The sequence below is a fragment of the Streptomyces sp. NPDC047869 genome (genome assembly GCF_040704065.1).
In the GTDB taxonomy this organism is placed as follows: Bacteria; Actinomycetota; Actinomycetes; order Streptomycetales; family Streptomycetaceae; genus Streptomyces.
Map to the genome: position 1 here is coordinate 1 of NZ_JBEYRK010000047.1, position 14,479 is coordinate 14,479.

Sequence of the window (14,479 nt, forward strand, 5' to 3'; positions counted from 1 at the left end):
GGCCGCCACCCGGAACATGTTCCGGGTGGCGGCCCTCCGCACGGAACCCCTCAGGACCGCCGGTCCCGGGGGCGCCTGTCACACGTCGAAGTACAGCTCGAACTCGTGCGGGTGCGGACGCAGCTGCAGCGGCGCGATCTCGTTCGTGCGCTTGTAGTCGATCCACGTCTCGATCAGGTCCGGCGTGAAGACGTCGCCCTGGAGGAGGAACTCGTGGTCGGCCTCGAGGCGGTCGAGGACGGCACCGAGCGAGGTCGGGACCTGGGCCACGTTGGCGTGCTCCTCGGGAGCCAGCTCGTAGAGGTCCTTGTCGATCGGCTCGGCCGGCTCGATCTTGTTCTTGATGCCGTCCAGGCCCGCGAGGAGCAGCGCGGAGAACGCCAGGTACGGGTTGCCCGAGGAGTCCGGGGCGCGGAACTCGACGCGCTTGGCCTTCGGGTTGGAGCCGGTGATCGGGATGCGCATCGCGGCGGAGCGGTTGCGCTGCGAGTACACCAGGTTGATCGGCGCCTCGAAGCCCGGCACCAGGCGGTGGTAGGAGTTCACCGTCGGGTTGGTGAAGGCCAGCAGCGACGGGGCGTGCTTGAGGATGCCGCCGATGTAGTAGCGGGCGGTGTCCGACAGGCCCGCGTAACCCGCCTCGTCGTAGAACAGCGGGTCGCCGTTGGTCCACAGCGACTGGTGCACGTGCATGCCCGAGCCGTTGTCGCCGAAGATCGGCTTCGGCATGAAGGTCGCGGTCTTGCCGTTCTTCCAGGCCACGTTCTTCACGATGTACTTGAAGAGCATGAGGTCGTCGGCGGCGGCGAGCAGCGTGTTGAACTTGTAGTTGATCTCGGCCTGGCCGGCGGTGCCCACCTCGTGGTGCTGGCGCTCGACCTTCAGGCCGGACCGCTCCAGCTCCAGGGAGATCTCGGCGCGCAGATCGGCGAAGTGGTCGACCGGCGGGACCGGGAAGTAGCCGCCCTTGTAGCGGACCTTGTAACCACGGTTGTTCTCCAGGGCGCCGGTGTTCCAGGCGCCGGCCTCGGAGTCGATGTGGTAGAAGGACTCGTTCGCGCCCGTCGCGAAGCGGACGGAGTCGAAGACGTAGAACTCCGCCTCGGGACCGAAGTACGCGGTGTCCGCGATACCGGTCGAGGCGAGGTAGGCCTCCGCCTTCTTCGCCACGTTGCGCGGGTCACGGGAGTACTGCTCGCCCGTGATCGGGTCGTGGATGAAGAAGTTGATGTTGAGCGTCTTGTCCCGGCGGAACGGGTCCACGCGCGCCGTGGACAGGTCGGGACGCAGGGACATGTCCGACTCGTGGATGGCCTGGAAACCGCGGATCGACGACCCGTCGAAGGCCTGCTCGTCGTCGGGGTCGAACGCCTCGGCGGGCAACGTGAAGTGCTGCATGACGCCCGGCAGGTCGCAGAACCGGACGTCGATGAACTTGACGTCCTCGTCCGCGATGAACTTCTTGGCCTCGTCGGCGTTCTGGAACATCCAGCTCCTCCTACTCCCGACCATCCCGCCGGGGTGGTAGATCGTTCGTGCGGCCAGTGCGGTGGCACACGCTGCCCTCGACCCTAGGGACGGGTGATTTCTCGGGCGTGACCCATTTGTTTCGCAGAAGTTAACCGGCCACGCCTCCACCCTAGCCCCGACACACCCCTGTGCGCCCTGCCCGAATCCGGGCGCAGTACCGTGGTCGGGTGGACAACAGGCAAGCAATGGGATCGTGGCTCTCCGGGCCGCGTGCGGCGCTGGAAGACGCCGGCGCCGACTTCGGATACCGGGGCGAGCAGCTCGGTCTGCCCGAGGAGGGGCCGAACTCGATCGCCCGGCCCGGCAGGCGCCTGGGCGCGCTGGCCGTGGACTGGGGTCTGTGCGTCTTGATCGCATACGGTCTCATCACCCACGGCAACAGCCCCGCCACCAGCAACTGGGCCCTGCTCGTCTTCTTCGTGATGAGCGTCCTGACCGTCGGCACGATCGGCTTCACGCCCGGCAAGCGCCTCTTCGGCATCCGGGTCGTGGCCCTGGAGACCGGCACCGTGAACCCGGGGCGCGCGCTGCTGCGCTCGGTTCTGCTCTGCCTCGCGATCCCCGCGCTGATCTGGGACCGGGACGGCCGCGGCCTGCACGACCGGCTCGCGAAGACCGTCGAGGTCCGCCTGTAGCTCCCGCGCCCGCCCCGCGGCCACCGTCACGGGGCGCGGCACACCGCTACGGCGCCACGGAGCGCGGGACACCGCTACGGCGCCCGAGGCGCGGAGCACGCCCACGACGAAGGGGGCGCCCGGACCAGGTCCGGGCGCCCCCTTTCTCGTACGAGTAGTCCTAGCGGGTCTTCGGCCCGCCCTTCGGCATCCGCATGCCCTTCGGCATCGGGCCCTTGGGCAGCGGCATGTTGCTCATCAGGTCGCCGAGGGCGCGCAGCCGGTCGTTGGTGGCGGTGACCTGCGGGCCGGTCAGCACGCGCGGGTACTTCAGCATGGTCGTGCGCAGCTTCTTGAGCTCGACCTGGCCCTCGCCGGTGCCGACGATCAGGTCGTGCACCGGGACGTCCGCGACGATGCGGTTCATCTTCCTCTTCTCGGCGGCCAGCAGGCTCTTCACCCGGTTCGGGTTGCCCTCCGCGACCAGCACGATGCCCGCCTTGCCGACCGCCCGGTGCACCACGTCCTGGCTGCGGTTCATCGCCACCGCCGGAGTCGTGGTCCAGCCCCGGCCGATGTTGTCCAGCACGGCCGCTGCGGCGCCCGGCTGGCCCTCCATCTGCCCGAAGGCGGCCCGCTCGGCCCGGCGGCCGAACACGATCGCCGTGGCCAGGAACCCGAGCAGCAGGCCCAGGATCCCGGCGTAGTACGGGTGGCCGATCAAGAAACCGATCGCGAGGAAGACACCGAAGGTGCCGATACCGACAGCCGCGAGTACAAGACCGAGCTTCTTGTCGGCCTTGCGGGTCATCTTGTACGTGAGGGCGATCTGCTTCAGTCGCCCTGCGTTCGCGGCGTCCGCCGCGTTTTCCTTCCTCGCCATGCCACGAAGTCTACGTGGCCCCGGGAGCGCCCACGACGGCAGTGCCCGTGGGGACGAGGTTCAGGGGCGGCCGGCGGCCTGCTCGAGCACGCGCTGCGCCTCGACCCGGTCCTTGGCGCGGCGGCGGTCCTCCAGGACGGAGTTCCAGGCGTTGCGGCGGGCGGTGCGCTGCCCACTGCTCATGAGCAGGGACTCGACGGCGCGGAGCGCGTCGGTGAAGGACGGAATCGGTGTGGCGCGAACGGGCGCGGCCTGCATGATCGGGGTCCCCTTCGTCACTGGTGGGATACGGGGCGTGATACCAGAGTCACTGATTGGTGTTACCAGGGCATGACCGGCCGGTCAAACGCCCATGAAGCCTCGATGTGGAACCCGGGAACGCCGACGCGGCCCCGGCGGCGTCCTCATCAGCGAGGACGGCCGGGACCGCGTCGACTCGGCCATTACTGGCCAGTAGTAACTTGTGCGTGAATTCACACGCTCGGCTCACACGGCCTGGGCGGCGATGTAGGAGCCCCGCTTCTCGACGGCCATCTGGTAGAGGCGCCCCGCGCGGTACGACGACCGCACCAGCGGGCCGGACATCACGCCGGAGAAGCCGATCTGCTCGGCCTCCTCCTTCAGCTCCACGAACTCGTGCGGCTTCACCCAGCGCTCCACCGGGTGGTGGCGCACGGAGGGGCGCAGGTACTGGGTGATGGTGACCAGCTCGCAGCCGGCGTCGTGGAGCTGCTTCAGCGCCTCGCCGACCTCCTCGCGGGTCTCGCCCATGCCGAGGATCAGGTTGGACTTGGTGACCAGGCCGAAGTCGCGGGCCTCGGTGATGACCTTCAGGGAGCGCTCGTAGCGGAAGCCGGGGCGGATGCGCTTGAAGATCCGCGGCACCGTCTCGACGTTGTGCGCGAACACCTCGGGCCGGGACCCGAAGACCTCGGCGAGCTGTTCCGGGACCGCGTTGAAGTCGGGGGCGAGCAGCTCGACCTTGGTCCGGCCGCCCTCGCGCTCCGCCGTCTGCGCGTGGATCTGGCGCACGGTCTCCGCGTACAGCCAGGCGCCGCCGTCCTCCAGGTCGTCCCGGGCGACGCCGGTGATGGTGGCGTAGTTCAGGTCCATGGTGACCACGGACTCACCCACGCGGCGCGGCTCGTCACGGTCGAGCGCCTCGGGCCTGCCGGTGTCGATCTGGCAGAAGTCGCAGCGCCGGGTGCACTGGTCGCCGCCGATGAGGAAGGTCGCCTCGCGGTCCTCCCAGCACTCGTAGATGTTCGGGCAGCCGGCTTCCTGGCAGACCGTGTGCAGGCCCTCGCTCTTCACGAGGTTCTGCATCTTCGTGTACTCGGGACCCATTTTCGCCCGGGTCTTGATCCACTCGGGCTTGCGCTCGATGGGGGTCTGGCTGTTGCGGACCTCCAGGCGCAGCATCTTGCGTCCGTCGGGTGCGACTGCGGACACGACCGGCTCCCTGTGACTTCGATTCCTCGGCGTACACCAGGGTACGCCCGTATTTACTGGGCCCTACCGCCGAGGCCAACCCCGGGGCCGCAGGGCGCATTCCTGGATCAGGCGGAGGCCTTCTCCACGACGCGCGGCTTGAGGTCCGCGTTCTGCAGCACGTCCCGCAGGTGCCGTTCGACCACCGGCAGGACGTCCTCGACGGTGATGTCCCGGCCCAGTTCGGCGGCGAGCGAGGCCACGCCCGCGTCGCGGATGCCGCACGGGATGATCCGGTCGAACCACTTGTTGTCGGGGTTCACGTTCAGCGCGAACCCGTGCATCGTGACGCCCTTGGCCACGCGGATGCCGATGGCGGCGATTTTGCGGTCCTCACGGCGCTGGCCGGCGTTGGAGGGAGCGTACTCGGGGCCGTTCAGCCGGGGGTCGAACTCCTCGCCCGTCAGCCTCGGGTCGAAGTCGAGGGAGAGCCCTCCGAGCGCCGGCCGCTGTTCGACCGGGTCGCCGAGCACCCACACCCCGCTGCGGCCCTCGACCCGGGTGGTCTCCAGGCCGAACTCGGCGCAGGTGCGGATCAGGGCCTCCTCGAGGCGGCGCACATGGGCGACCACGTCCACCGGCCGGGGCAGCTTCTGGATCGGGTAGCCCACGAGCTGGCCGGGTCCGTGCCAGGTGATCTTGCCGCCGCGGTCCACGTCGACGACCGGGGTCCCGTCCAGCGGGCGCTCGCTGTCCTCGGTGCGGCGGCCCGCCGTGTAGACCGGGGGGTGCTCCAGCAGGATGACGGTGTCCGGGACCTCGTCGGCGAACCGGGCCGCGTGCACCCGGCGCTGCTCGTCCCACGCCTCCTGGTACTCGACGGCGTCCGCGCCGAACCCCATGTGGACGAACCGCAACTCACTCACGGCAAGCGCCTCCCTCAGCGAACCGGTGTCAGGCGCGTGGCGCGCCCACGCCACTGTACGACCGTCCGGCGTACGTCAGCCCTGAGGGCAATCCTCACACGATCGGATGAATGAACGGGGAACTGTGCGATCGTCTGCTCACTCTCCGCTACATTCGCGCCGTCCACGAGGCCATAAGGGCTGCTCACCGGCAATCCGGGTACTTCAGCAGAGCCGTAAGGCAGGAGAACGCACCGCAGATGACGGACCGACCCGCGCAGCGCACCCCCAACCGCCAGCTCGCCGCGCTCATCGCAGAAGCGGGGTTCTCCAACGCGGGTCTGGCCCGTCGCGTCGACCAGCTCGGCCTGGAGCACGGGCTGGACCTCAGATACGACAAGACCTCGGTCACCCGCTGGCTGCGCGGCCAGCAGCCCCGGGGGACCACGCCCGCACTGATCGCCGAGGTGTTCACGCGCCGGCTCGGGCGCCGGCTCACGGCCCAGGATCTCGGTCTGGACGCGTGCGCGCCGGTGTACGCCGGGCTCGAGTTCGCGGCCACCCCGGAGGAGGCCGTCGACATCGTCAGCGGGCTGTGGCGCAAGGACTCCGGCAGCCACGCCGAGCTGCGCAAGATCGCCTTCACCCCGGCCGGCCTCGTCGTGCCCAGCCGGGACTGGCTGATCGGCAAGGCCGACGACCGGGTGGCCCGCGAGCCGGTGGCCCGGGTGCCCGCCCAGGGCCGCCCGGCCGCCGTCAGGAGCCGGCTGGAGGCGGTGAACGCTCCGGCCCGGCCGCGCGGCCAGGCCGAGCGGGCGCCCGGCCACCGGGTCACCGGCGGTGACATCGCCGCGCTGCGCTCGGTCGGCGAGCTGTTCCGCACCCTCGACGACGCCTACGGCGGCGGTCACGCCCGGCAGGCCCTCGTGCGCTACCTGGAGCACGAGTGCGAGCCGCTGCTGCGCGGCGCCTACGACGAGCAGACCGGGCGGCGCCTGTTCGCGGCGTCCGCCGACCTCACCCGGCTCGCCGGCTGGACCTCGTACGACATCGGGGCGCACGGGCTCGCCCAGCGCTACTTCGTGCAGGCCCTGCGGCTCGCCCAGGCGGCCGGCGACCGGGCCTACGGCTCCTACGTGCTCGTCACCATGAGCCGCCAGGCCGTCTATCTCGGGCACGGCAGGGAGGCCGTGCAGCTCGCGCGGGTGGCGCAGCAGGGCGTCGGGTCCGGCGCCCCGCCGGTCGTGCAGGCGCTGCTGCACGCCGCCGAGGCCCGCGCGCACGGGGTCCTGGGCGAGGTGCGGGCGTGCACCGGGGCGCTGGTGCGGGCCGAGCGCGCCCTGGAGGCGGCCCGGCCCGGGGACGAGGTGCCGTACTGGGCCCGCTTCTTCGACGAGGCGCAGCTCGCCGACGAGTTCGGGCACTGCCACCGCGATCTCCAGCAGTTCCGGGCGGCGGCGCAGCACGCCGAGCGCTCCCTGCAACTGCGCGCGCACGCCTTCGCCCGCAGCCGCCTGTTCTGCCGGGTCGTCCTCGCCACCGCCCGGCTCGGCCTCGGCGAGCTCGACCAGGCGTGCGCGCTGGCGGCGGAGGCCGCCGGCCAGGCGGCCCAGATGCGGTCCGTGCGGGCCGTCGAGTACGTCAAGGACTTCGAGCGGCGCCTGGAGCCGTACCGGGACGCGGCTCCCGTGCGCGGCTACCGCGAGAAGGTGGCCGCGCTCGGCTAGGGCCGGGTCCGCGAGGCCGCCTCGCAGGCGTGACTTCGCGGACCCGGCCCAGGGGCCGCCCGGTGGATCAGGCGGCCCTCGGCAGGGTGGGCGCGGGATCCGAACGGTGCATCGACCCCGCCGCGCCCAGGTCCGCGAGGACGGCGGCCGCCGCCCGGTGGGCCGAGTGCAGGGCGCCCTGGACGGTGCTGGTGTCGCGGTGGTCGCCGCAGACGTAGAGGCCGGCCAGCAGCCGCACCGGGCGGCGCAGGTCGTGCGGGGGGCGCATGGCCGGCACCGCCTCCGGGGTGTGGTGCACGGCCAGCGTCTCCCAGCGCCGGGTCGAGGTGCCGTAGAGCCGGGACAGATGGATGCGCACGGCCGTGTCGATCCCGTCGGACGGGGTCCCCAGCACGGTCGAGGAGATCAGCACCCGGCCGGCCGGTGCCCGGCTCGGATCGACGTTGCTGAGCACCGCCGTGTGCGCGACCGGTCCGCCGCGGTCGGCGTCCAGCAGCAGCGAGGTGCCGGTCGCGAGGGCCGGCGCCGGATCGTCCGTGGTGTGGTGCAGGACCGTCACCGGGTGGAAGTCCGGCACCCTGAGGCCCGGCAGCAGCTCCGCCGCGGCCCGCGCGTCGGTCGCGAGCAGCACCGCGCGGCAGTGGATCTCGCCGTGCTCGGCGGTGGTCACCGACGTCGTGGACACCGAGGTGACCCGCACCCCGGTGTGCACGGTGCCGGGCGGCAGCGTCTGGGCCAGCAGCTCGGGCAGCGCCTCGGCGCCGCCCTCCGGCACGCACAGCCGGCCGCTCGCGAAGGCGCGCAGCGCCAGGTCCGCGCACCGGCTGGACGTGGACAGTTCCGGGTCGCACAGCAGCGCGGCGAGCAGCGGACGCAGGAAACCCTCGATGGTGCGCGCCGGCACTCCCCGGGCCGCGAGCGCCTGCGCCGCGGGCAGCTCGGGCCGGGACAGCAGGCGTTCGACCGGGGTGGCGGCGATCCGGCCCAGCGCGGTGCCGAGCCGGGCCTGGCCGACCGCGCCGCCGGCCGGCGCGCCGCCCCGGCCGGGTGAGGCCGCCGGACCGCGGGGGGCGCTCGCCAGGGCGCGCACCACGTGAAGTGCGCCCCTTGCGCTCCCCGTGGCCGCCGGTGCGCCCGCGTGGTGCGTGCGCCCGTCGCGATGCAGCAGCACGCCCGGCGCGAACCGGCGCAGGGCGAGCGCGCCGAGCCCCGGCGTCAGGCGGAGTTCGGGGTACGACGTGGACATCAGCTGTCCTATGCGGTCGAGCCGGAAGCCGTCGACCTTCTCGGTCGACATGCGGCCGCCCGCACAAGGGGCGGCCTCCAGGACTGCGGTGGTTACTCCTGCGCTGGTGAGCCGGTGAGCCGCCGAGAGTCCGGCGATCCCGGCTCCCACGATGACGACGTCCACCTGGTACGCGGGCTCAAGCACGAGGCCCCTCCTGTGGTTGCGCGGCCGGTGGAGACGTCATGCCCCCAACTGGCTCCAGGGATACCCGAGTTCGGCTCGAGGGTAGGGCCCTGACCGATCAGGGGCAGTCGCGCATCGACAGGGCACGGTCGCACGGCGGTCGCATTCGGTCACAAGAGGACTCAACAGATCACACGAGACCTCAGGAGACACCGACGGGCCCCTGACCGCCGGTCAGGCCGCGCGGATCGCGTCCTCGATGCCCGGGAACGCGAACGTGAACCCCGACTCCAGCAGCCGCTTCGGCAGCACCCGCTGACTGCCCAGCACGTCCCCGGCCATCTCGCCCAGCGCCGCCCGCAGCACCGGCTCCGGCACCGCGAACACCGTCGGCCGGTGCAGCACCCGCCCCATCGCCTCCGTGATCTCCCGGTTCGTCAGCGGCCGCGGCGCGGTCAGGTTGAACGGCCCGGACGCGGTGTCATGGTCGATGAGATGCCGGATCGCGGCGACCTCGTCGTGCAGCGCGATGTACGACCAGTACTGGCGCCCGCTCCCCAGGCGCCCCCCGAGCCCCGCCTTGAACAGCGGGAGCAGCCGGCCCCAGGCCCCGCCGCCCCGCGCGACCACCAGACCGGTGCGCAGGAACACCGTCCGCACCCCCGCCTCCTGCACGGGTGCCGCGGCCTCCTCCCACTCCACGCACAGCGAGGGCAGGAAGCCGTCACCGGGCGGCGCGTCCTCGTCCACCGCACGGTCACCGGTGTCGCCGTAGATGCCAATCGCGCTGCCGTTCACATAGACCCGCGGCGGGGTGTCCAGCGAGGCCACCGCCTCCGCCAGCGCGGCCGTGCCGAGCACCCGGCTGTCCCGGATCAACCGCTTGTACTCCGGCGTCCAGCGCCGGTCGCCGATGCCCGCCCCGGCGAGGTTGACCACCGCGTCACAACCGGCCAGCCCCGCCGCGTCCACTTGCTGCCGCTCCGGGTCCCAGCGGACCTCGCTTCCGTCCCGGGGCGCGCGGCGGACCAGACGCACCACCTCGTGCCCGTCCGCGGTCAGGGACCGCACCAGGGCGCTGCCGATGAGACCGGACGCACCGGCCACCGCGATTCGCGAACGTTCCATGCGCCCATCCTTCCCCGCCCGGCCCGTTCCTCCCCGGCCTGCTTAAGGTGACCCCCATGCCGTCCATACGCATCGCCCTGCCCGCCGACGGGGAGGAGCTGGCCCTCCTCGACCGGGCCGCCTGGTCCCCGCTGCACGCCGTACTGCCCGCACCGCGGCCGCCGTACCCGCCCTTCTTCGACGAGCGCCACCGGCCGCAGGACTACCTCGTCGCCGAACTGGACGGACGCATCGCCGGCTACATCCGCCTCGTCCTGCCCACCGGGCTTGCCGCCAACGCGCACGTCCGCCAGATCCAGGGGCTGGTCGTCTCCGACGCGGCCCGCGGCAAGGGCGTCGGCGGCGCGCTGGTCCGGGCCGCCGTCGAGGAGGCGCGGGCGCGGGGCGCGCGCCGCCTCACCCTGCGGGTGCTCGGGCACAACACCCCGGCCCGGCGGCTCTACGAGTCCCAGGGCTTCGCGGTCGAGGGCGTGCTGCCCGGTGAGTGGCTGATCGAGGGCGCCTTCGTCGACGACGTGCTCATGGGACGCGCCCTCTGAGGCCCCTGCCCCTCCCTGCACCCTGAGCGCGCCCGGGCCGTGCGCCCTACGACGTGACGAGGTGGCCGGTGTCGACCGGCGCCGTCGCCGTGGCCGCCGTCGAGGCGTCGCGCGCCACCTCGTCCGCCGTCAGCGCGTAACCCGTCTCGGCGTCCGAGGTGGAGCGGGCGAAGACCATGCCGAACACCCGGCCGTCGGCCGACAGCAGCGGGCCGCCGGAGTTGCCCGGCAGGACCGTCGAGCGGACCGAGTAGATCTCCCGGGTGACCGTACGGGTGCCGTAGATGTTCTGGCCCCGCGCCCGCACCCGGTTCGCCACCGTGGCCGCCTGCAGATCGAGGCCGCCGTCCTGCGGATAGCCCGCGACCACCGCCGGCTCGCCGCGCACCGCGCTGTGGTCGAACCGCAGCACCGGGGCGCGCAGCCGGGGCACGTAGAGGACCGCCACGTCCCGGTCCGGGTCGAAGAGCACCACCCGGGCCCGGTACGCCGGCCCGACCCCGCCCACCCGCACGCTCGGGTGGTCGATGCCCGCCACCACGTGCGCGTTGGTCATCACGTGCCGGGCCGCGAACACGAAGCCGCTGCCCTCCCGGCCCTCGGTGCCGAAGGCGCCCTCGATCTTCACCGAGCTGCGTCTGGCCGCGTTCGCCGCCGCGGACGTCACGCTGTCGCCGGTGGGCCGGGCCACCTGGGCCGTCGACTCGTTCTCGAACGGGTTGAAGACCTGCGGGAAACCCGCTTCCGTCAGCGCGGAGGTGGCCCGCGAGAACCACACCGGGGTGGTCTGCGGCATCGCCTGCTGCACCGCGCCCAGCACCGCCGAGTTCCGGATCGCCGTGGTCACGGTCTGCGAGGAAGAGGCGCCCAGCACACTCGCCGCGACCCAGGCCACGATCAGCACGGCGACCGAGTTCGCCAGCGCGCCCCCCGCGCCGTCCGCCACCCGCAGCGGGCCCCGGCCCTCCTGGTCCAGCCGACGCCGCAGCCGCAGCGCCGGCCGGGCCGCCAGCTCGTGCCCCACCACGCCCGGCACCAGCACGGTCAGCACCGCCAGCACGGTCGCCGTCGCCGATCCGCGTTCGGCGAGCCCGGTCACCCACGGCAGCGCCCACACCCCGACCGCCGCGCCGCCCACGAACCCGGCCAGGGACAGGCATCCGGCCACCAAGCCGCGCCGGTAACCGGACACCGCGTAGACGACGACCACCAGTGCGAGCACCAGGTCGAGCAGGTCCACGGAGCCGCCTTTCTCTCTGACCCCCTGAGATACGGGCCGGGCGGCCCCGGTGATCGGTCACGCGCGCGCGTGAGCGGCCGCCCGGGCCGCCGATCGGCCACGTGTGCGTATATCCCCAGAAACGGCCTGGACAAGGACGATGGTTCCACCAGGTGGCACACCCCACATCGCGAGCACGGCGCGGCGAGCCGACAGTGGGACCATGCGCGTCCCCCGAAGAACGCCGGGAATACGCGGACGGCGGCCCGCCCGAGTCCCCGGCACCCTGCTGGTGCTGCTCGGCTGCCTCCCCGGCCTGACCGCCGTCCTGGCGCTGGCCCTGTGCGCCCGGGGCGTCGAGAGCGCCGCCCCGGTCCGCCTCGCCCGGCCCGGCGCGGACCGTGCGGCCCCGGCCCACCACGCCGCCCGGCCGCGCATACTGTCCCGCTCCGTCTGGCTGGACCCGGCCGCCGCCCCGCGCAGCCAGCCGCCCCCGCGCTACGACGACAAGGTGGTCGCCGTCTTCGTCCACCACACCGACTCGCCCAACCGGTACGACTGCGCCGACGCGCCGCGCATCATCCGCGCCCTGTACGCCGGCCAGACCGGCAGCCGGAGCTGGGACGACATCGGCTACAACTTCCTCGTCGACCGCTGCGGCACCATCTACGAGGGCCGCGCCGGAGGCGTGGACCGGCCGGTCACCGGCGCCCACACCCAGGGCTTCAACCACCGCACCGCGGGCATCGCCGCCCTCGGCACCTTCACCGCCGGCGTGCCCGTGCCGCGGGCCATGACCGACGCGATCGCCGCCCTCGCCGCCTGGAAGCTCGGCCTCGCCGACGTCGACCCGCGCGCCGGGGCCCACCTGGTCTCCAGCAACGGGCACAGCCGCTTCAAGGCGGGCGCCGCCACCACCCTGCCCGCCGTGGCCGGCCACAACGAGGGCTTCATGACCACCTGCCCCGGCGCCGCCCTGACCGCCCGGCTGCCGGAGATCAGGCAGACGGCGGCCCGGCTCCAGGGCAGGGCGGCCACAGCGAGGCCATAGCCGGCCCGCAGCCCGCTCCGAGCCGCACGCCCTACCGTCGGGCCACGGCGCGGGACGACGCGCCGCGCACCGCGCGGCAGGACCCGCCGGGGCAGGGCACAGGACGGGGCGCCGGGCACGGCGCCGGACGAGGGAAGTCGGGGCCATGAGCGGCGGGCGCGGGCGGTTCACCGGGCGGGCGGAGCGGGCGGAACGAGCGCGGGCGTCGCGCGGGCCCTGGGCGGTGGTCTGCGCCGTCGCGACCGTCGTCCTCGGCCCGGCCGCCGTCACCGCCTCCGCGCTCGACCAGGCCAACGCCGCACCCCCGCACCACCCCGCCAGGGCCGACACGGCCGCCTGGCAGCCCTCGGACACCGCCCGGCGCACGGGCGCGTGAGTCGGCCCCGGGCCGCCCGCGCCGGCACCGCTACTCCTTGAAGCGCTCCCACAGCCGGGGATAGCGCTCGGCGAGCACCCGCTCGTTCTCGAAGGCGATCGCGGTGCCCTCCGGCTCGGCCGGCGCCGGGGCGATGCCGAGGTCCGGGGCGACGGTGCCGGTGAGCTGCTCGTACGCCTCGTCCGCGGCGTAGCCCAGCTCCTCGCCGTCCCCGTCGATCTCCTCGTCGAAGTCCTCCAGCAGGTCGGCCAGGGAGTCCGGGTCGTGCAGGGCGCCCTCGAAGACCTCCCGGCCCTGGCCGATCAGCCAGCACCGGAAGTAGTCGAACGCGTCGTCGCTCGCCCCGTCCAGCAGGACCCAGGCGGCACCCCACAGGTCCCAGTGGTAGGCCCGGTTGTACCGGGCCTCGAAGTGACGGGCGAAGTCCAGGACCAGCTCCGGGTCCAACTGGAGCAGCCGTTCCACGAGCAGGTCCGCCTGCTCCTCGGGATCGCCCTCGGCGGCCTCGCGGGCCGCGTCGATCAGCTCCCAGAACTCCGTCTCGTCCATCACGGCACCAGCATCGGGCCTCCACCGGTGGGGCGCACGTGGAGTGTGGCGGATCGTTATCCGCCGTCCGCACGCCGGTAGCGCGCGGCGAGCCGGGCCGCGTCCGCCGCGAACCGCTCCCGCAGACCCGCCGGCGCCAGCACCTCGGCCTCCGGACCCAGCGCCGTCAGCTGCTCGTGGGCGACCTCCTCCGACTCCACCGGCACGGTCACCGTCACCCACCCCTCGCCGTCCGGCCCGCCCGTGCCCGCCAGCGCCTCGCGCGCGGCCGCCGGGTCCACGGCGTACGGCAGCCTGCGCGCGCCCTCGGGGGACAGCCGCACGACGACCGCGGCGCGCAGGATCGACCGGGCGAACCGCTCGACCTGTTCGGACCAGAAGGCCGCCAGATCGAAGTCCGGCACCCGCTCGAAGCGCTCGTCCAGGGCGTCGACGGCGACGAACCGGTCGATGCGGTACGTCCGGAAGGCCCCGCCGCCGGCCACCCGCGCGCACAGGTACCAGACACCGGCCTTCAGCACGAGCCCGTACGGCTCCAGCTCCCGCTCCACCGGCCGCTCCCCGCGCCGGTACACCGTGCCGATCCGCCGGTCGGCCCACACCGCCTCGGCGATCACCGGCAGCGGCGCGGGTGTCTCCGGCTCCCGGAACCAGGCGGGCGCGTCCAGGTGGAACCGCCGGGCGGCGCTGTCCGGGGCGTCCCGCAGGGAGGGCAGCAGCGCGGCCGACACCTTCAGCCGGGCCGCGGAGGCGGCGTCCTGCAGCCCCATCTCCCGCAGCGCGCCCGGCACCCCGCTCAGGAACAGCGCCTCGGCCTCGGTGCGCGCCAGCCCCGTCAGCCGCGTCCGGTACCCGCCGACCAGCCGGTACCCGCCGGCCCGCCCCCGGTCCGCGTACACCGGCACGCCCGCCTCCGACAGCGCCTGCGCGTCCCGGGTGACCGTCCGCTCCGACACCTCCAGCTCCCGCGCCAGCTCGGCGGCGGTCATGGAGGGCCGGGACTGGAGGAGGAGCACCATCTTGATGAGGCGGGCGGCGCGCATGGCCTCATGATGCCGGGGGCCACTGACAGCGGAAGGGGTACGGCGGTCGCCGTACCCCTTCCGAAAGATGCCG

15 protein-coding genes are annotated in these 14,479 nt (G+C 73.3%); 5 read left to right on the plus strand and 10 right to left on the minus strand.

The features are described from left to right. Window positions 1-78: 78 nt before the first annotated feature. Complete coding sequence (gene glnA / locus AB0924_RS36405) at window positions 79-1,488, minus strand: type I glutamate--ammonia ligase (RefSeq protein WP_358939126.1); 1,410 nt, start codon at window positions 1,486-1,488, stop codon at window positions 79-81. A gap of 209 nt (window positions 1,489-1,697) precedes the next feature. Between glnA and AB0924_RS36410 the strand changes: the two genes are divergently transcribed. Further along, entirely contained in the window at window positions 1,698-2,165 is a 468-nt protein-coding gene (locus tag AB0924_RS36410; protein WP_358939124.1) for an RDD family protein, read from the plus strand. A gap of 160 nt (window positions 2,166-2,325) precedes the next feature. Here AB0924_RS36410 and AB0924_RS36415 read toward each other — a convergent pair whose 3' ends face one another. From AB0924_RS36415 to lipB, 4 genes are all read right to left on the minus strand, one after another. Next, complete coding sequence (locus tag AB0924_RS36415) at window positions 2,326-3,027, minus strand: DUF4191 domain-containing protein (protein WP_358939122.1); 702 nt, start codon at window positions 3,025-3,027, stop codon at window positions 2,326-2,328. A gap of 60 nt (window positions 3,028-3,087) precedes the next feature. Further along, window positions 3,088-3,285, minus strand: coding sequence for a hypothetical protein (locus AB0924_RS36420; protein ID WP_358939120.1), 198 nt, complete (start codon window positions 3,283-3,285; stop codon window positions 3,088-3,090). A 228-nt stretch (window positions 3,286-3,513) separates the two neighbouring features. Beyond that, window positions 3,514-4,479 (minus strand): lipoyl synthase, encoded by a 966-nt coding sequence (gene lipA, locus AB0924_RS36425; protein ID WP_358939118.1) that lies wholly within the window; start codon window positions 4,477-4,479, stop codon window positions 3,514-3,516. Window positions 4,480-4,586: 107 nt separating this feature from the next. Beyond that, on the minus strand, window positions 4,587-5,384 hold the full coding sequence (gene lipB / locus AB0924_RS36430; RefSeq protein WP_366913740.1) for a lipoyl(octanoyl) transferase LipB: 798 nt from the start codon (window positions 5,382-5,384) through the stop codon (window positions 4,587-4,589). A 239-nt stretch (window positions 5,385-5,623) separates the two neighbouring features. Between lipB and AB0924_RS36435 the strand changes: the two genes are divergently transcribed. Beyond that, complete coding sequence (locus AB0924_RS36435) at window positions 5,624-7,090, plus strand: regulator (protein ID WP_358939114.1); 1,467 nt, start codon at window positions 5,624-5,626, stop codon at window positions 7,088-7,090. 67 nt (window positions 7,091-7,157) lie between these two features. Here AB0924_RS36435 and AB0924_RS36440 read toward each other — a convergent pair whose 3' ends face one another. Together AB0924_RS36440 and AB0924_RS36445 are read right to left on the minus strand one after the other, a co-directional pair. Further along, window positions 7,158-8,522 (minus strand): NAD(P)/FAD-dependent oxidoreductase, encoded by a 1,365-nt coding sequence (locus tag AB0924_RS36440; protein WP_366913741.1) that lies wholly within the window; start codon window positions 8,520-8,522, stop codon window positions 7,158-7,160. A 213-nt stretch (window positions 8,523-8,735) separates the two neighbouring features. After that, window positions 8,736-9,629 carry a TIGR01777 family oxidoreductase gene (locus AB0924_RS36445; protein ID WP_366913742.1) on the minus strand — a complete coding sequence of 298 codons (894 nt, stop codon included), beginning with the start codon at window positions 9,627-9,629 and terminating at the stop codon, window positions 8,736-8,738. A 56-nt stretch (window positions 9,630-9,685) separates the two neighbouring features. Here AB0924_RS36445 and AB0924_RS36450 point away from each other — a divergent pair, with 56 nt between their 5' ends. Beyond that, complete coding sequence (locus AB0924_RS36450; protein WP_366913743.1) at window positions 9,686-10,168, plus strand: GNAT family N-acetyltransferase; 483 nt, start codon at window positions 9,686-9,688, stop codon at window positions 10,166-10,168. A 46-nt stretch (window positions 10,169-10,214) separates the two neighbouring features. Here AB0924_RS36450 and AB0924_RS36455 read toward each other — a convergent pair whose 3' ends face one another. Beyond that, on the minus strand, window positions 10,215-11,408 hold the full coding sequence (locus tag AB0924_RS36455) for a MarP family serine protease (protein WP_366913744.1): 1,194 nt from the start codon (window positions 11,406-11,408) through the stop codon (window positions 10,215-10,217). A gap of 202 nt (window positions 11,409-11,610) precedes the next feature. On the opposite strand from AB0924_RS36455, the gene AB0924_RS36460 reads away from it, so the two are divergent. Further along, window positions 11,611-12,438 carry a peptidoglycan recognition protein gene (locus tag AB0924_RS36460; RefSeq protein ID WP_366913745.1) on the plus strand — a complete coding sequence of 276 codons (828 nt, stop codon included), beginning with the start codon at window positions 11,611-11,613 and terminating at the stop codon, window positions 12,436-12,438. A gap of 145 nt (window positions 12,439-12,583) precedes the next feature. Next, complete coding sequence (locus AB0924_RS36465) at window positions 12,584-12,814, plus strand: hypothetical protein (protein WP_358939104.1); 231 nt, start codon at window positions 12,584-12,586, stop codon at window positions 12,812-12,814. Between the two features lie 30 nt (window positions 12,815-12,844). On the opposite strand, the gene AB0924_RS36470 is transcribed toward AB0924_RS36465, so the two are convergent. Together AB0924_RS36470 and AB0924_RS36475 are read right to left on the minus strand one after the other, a co-directional pair. After that, entirely contained in the window at window positions 12,845-13,363 is a 519-nt protein-coding gene (locus AB0924_RS36470; protein ID WP_358939132.1) for a DUF4240 domain-containing protein, read from the minus strand. Window positions 13,364-13,419: 56 nt separating this feature from the next. Further along, window positions 13,420-14,406 (minus strand): YafY family protein, encoded by a 987-nt coding sequence (locus AB0924_RS36475; protein ID WP_366913746.1) that lies wholly within the window; start codon window positions 14,404-14,406, stop codon window positions 13,420-13,422. Window positions 14,407-14,479 lie beyond the last annotated feature (73 nt).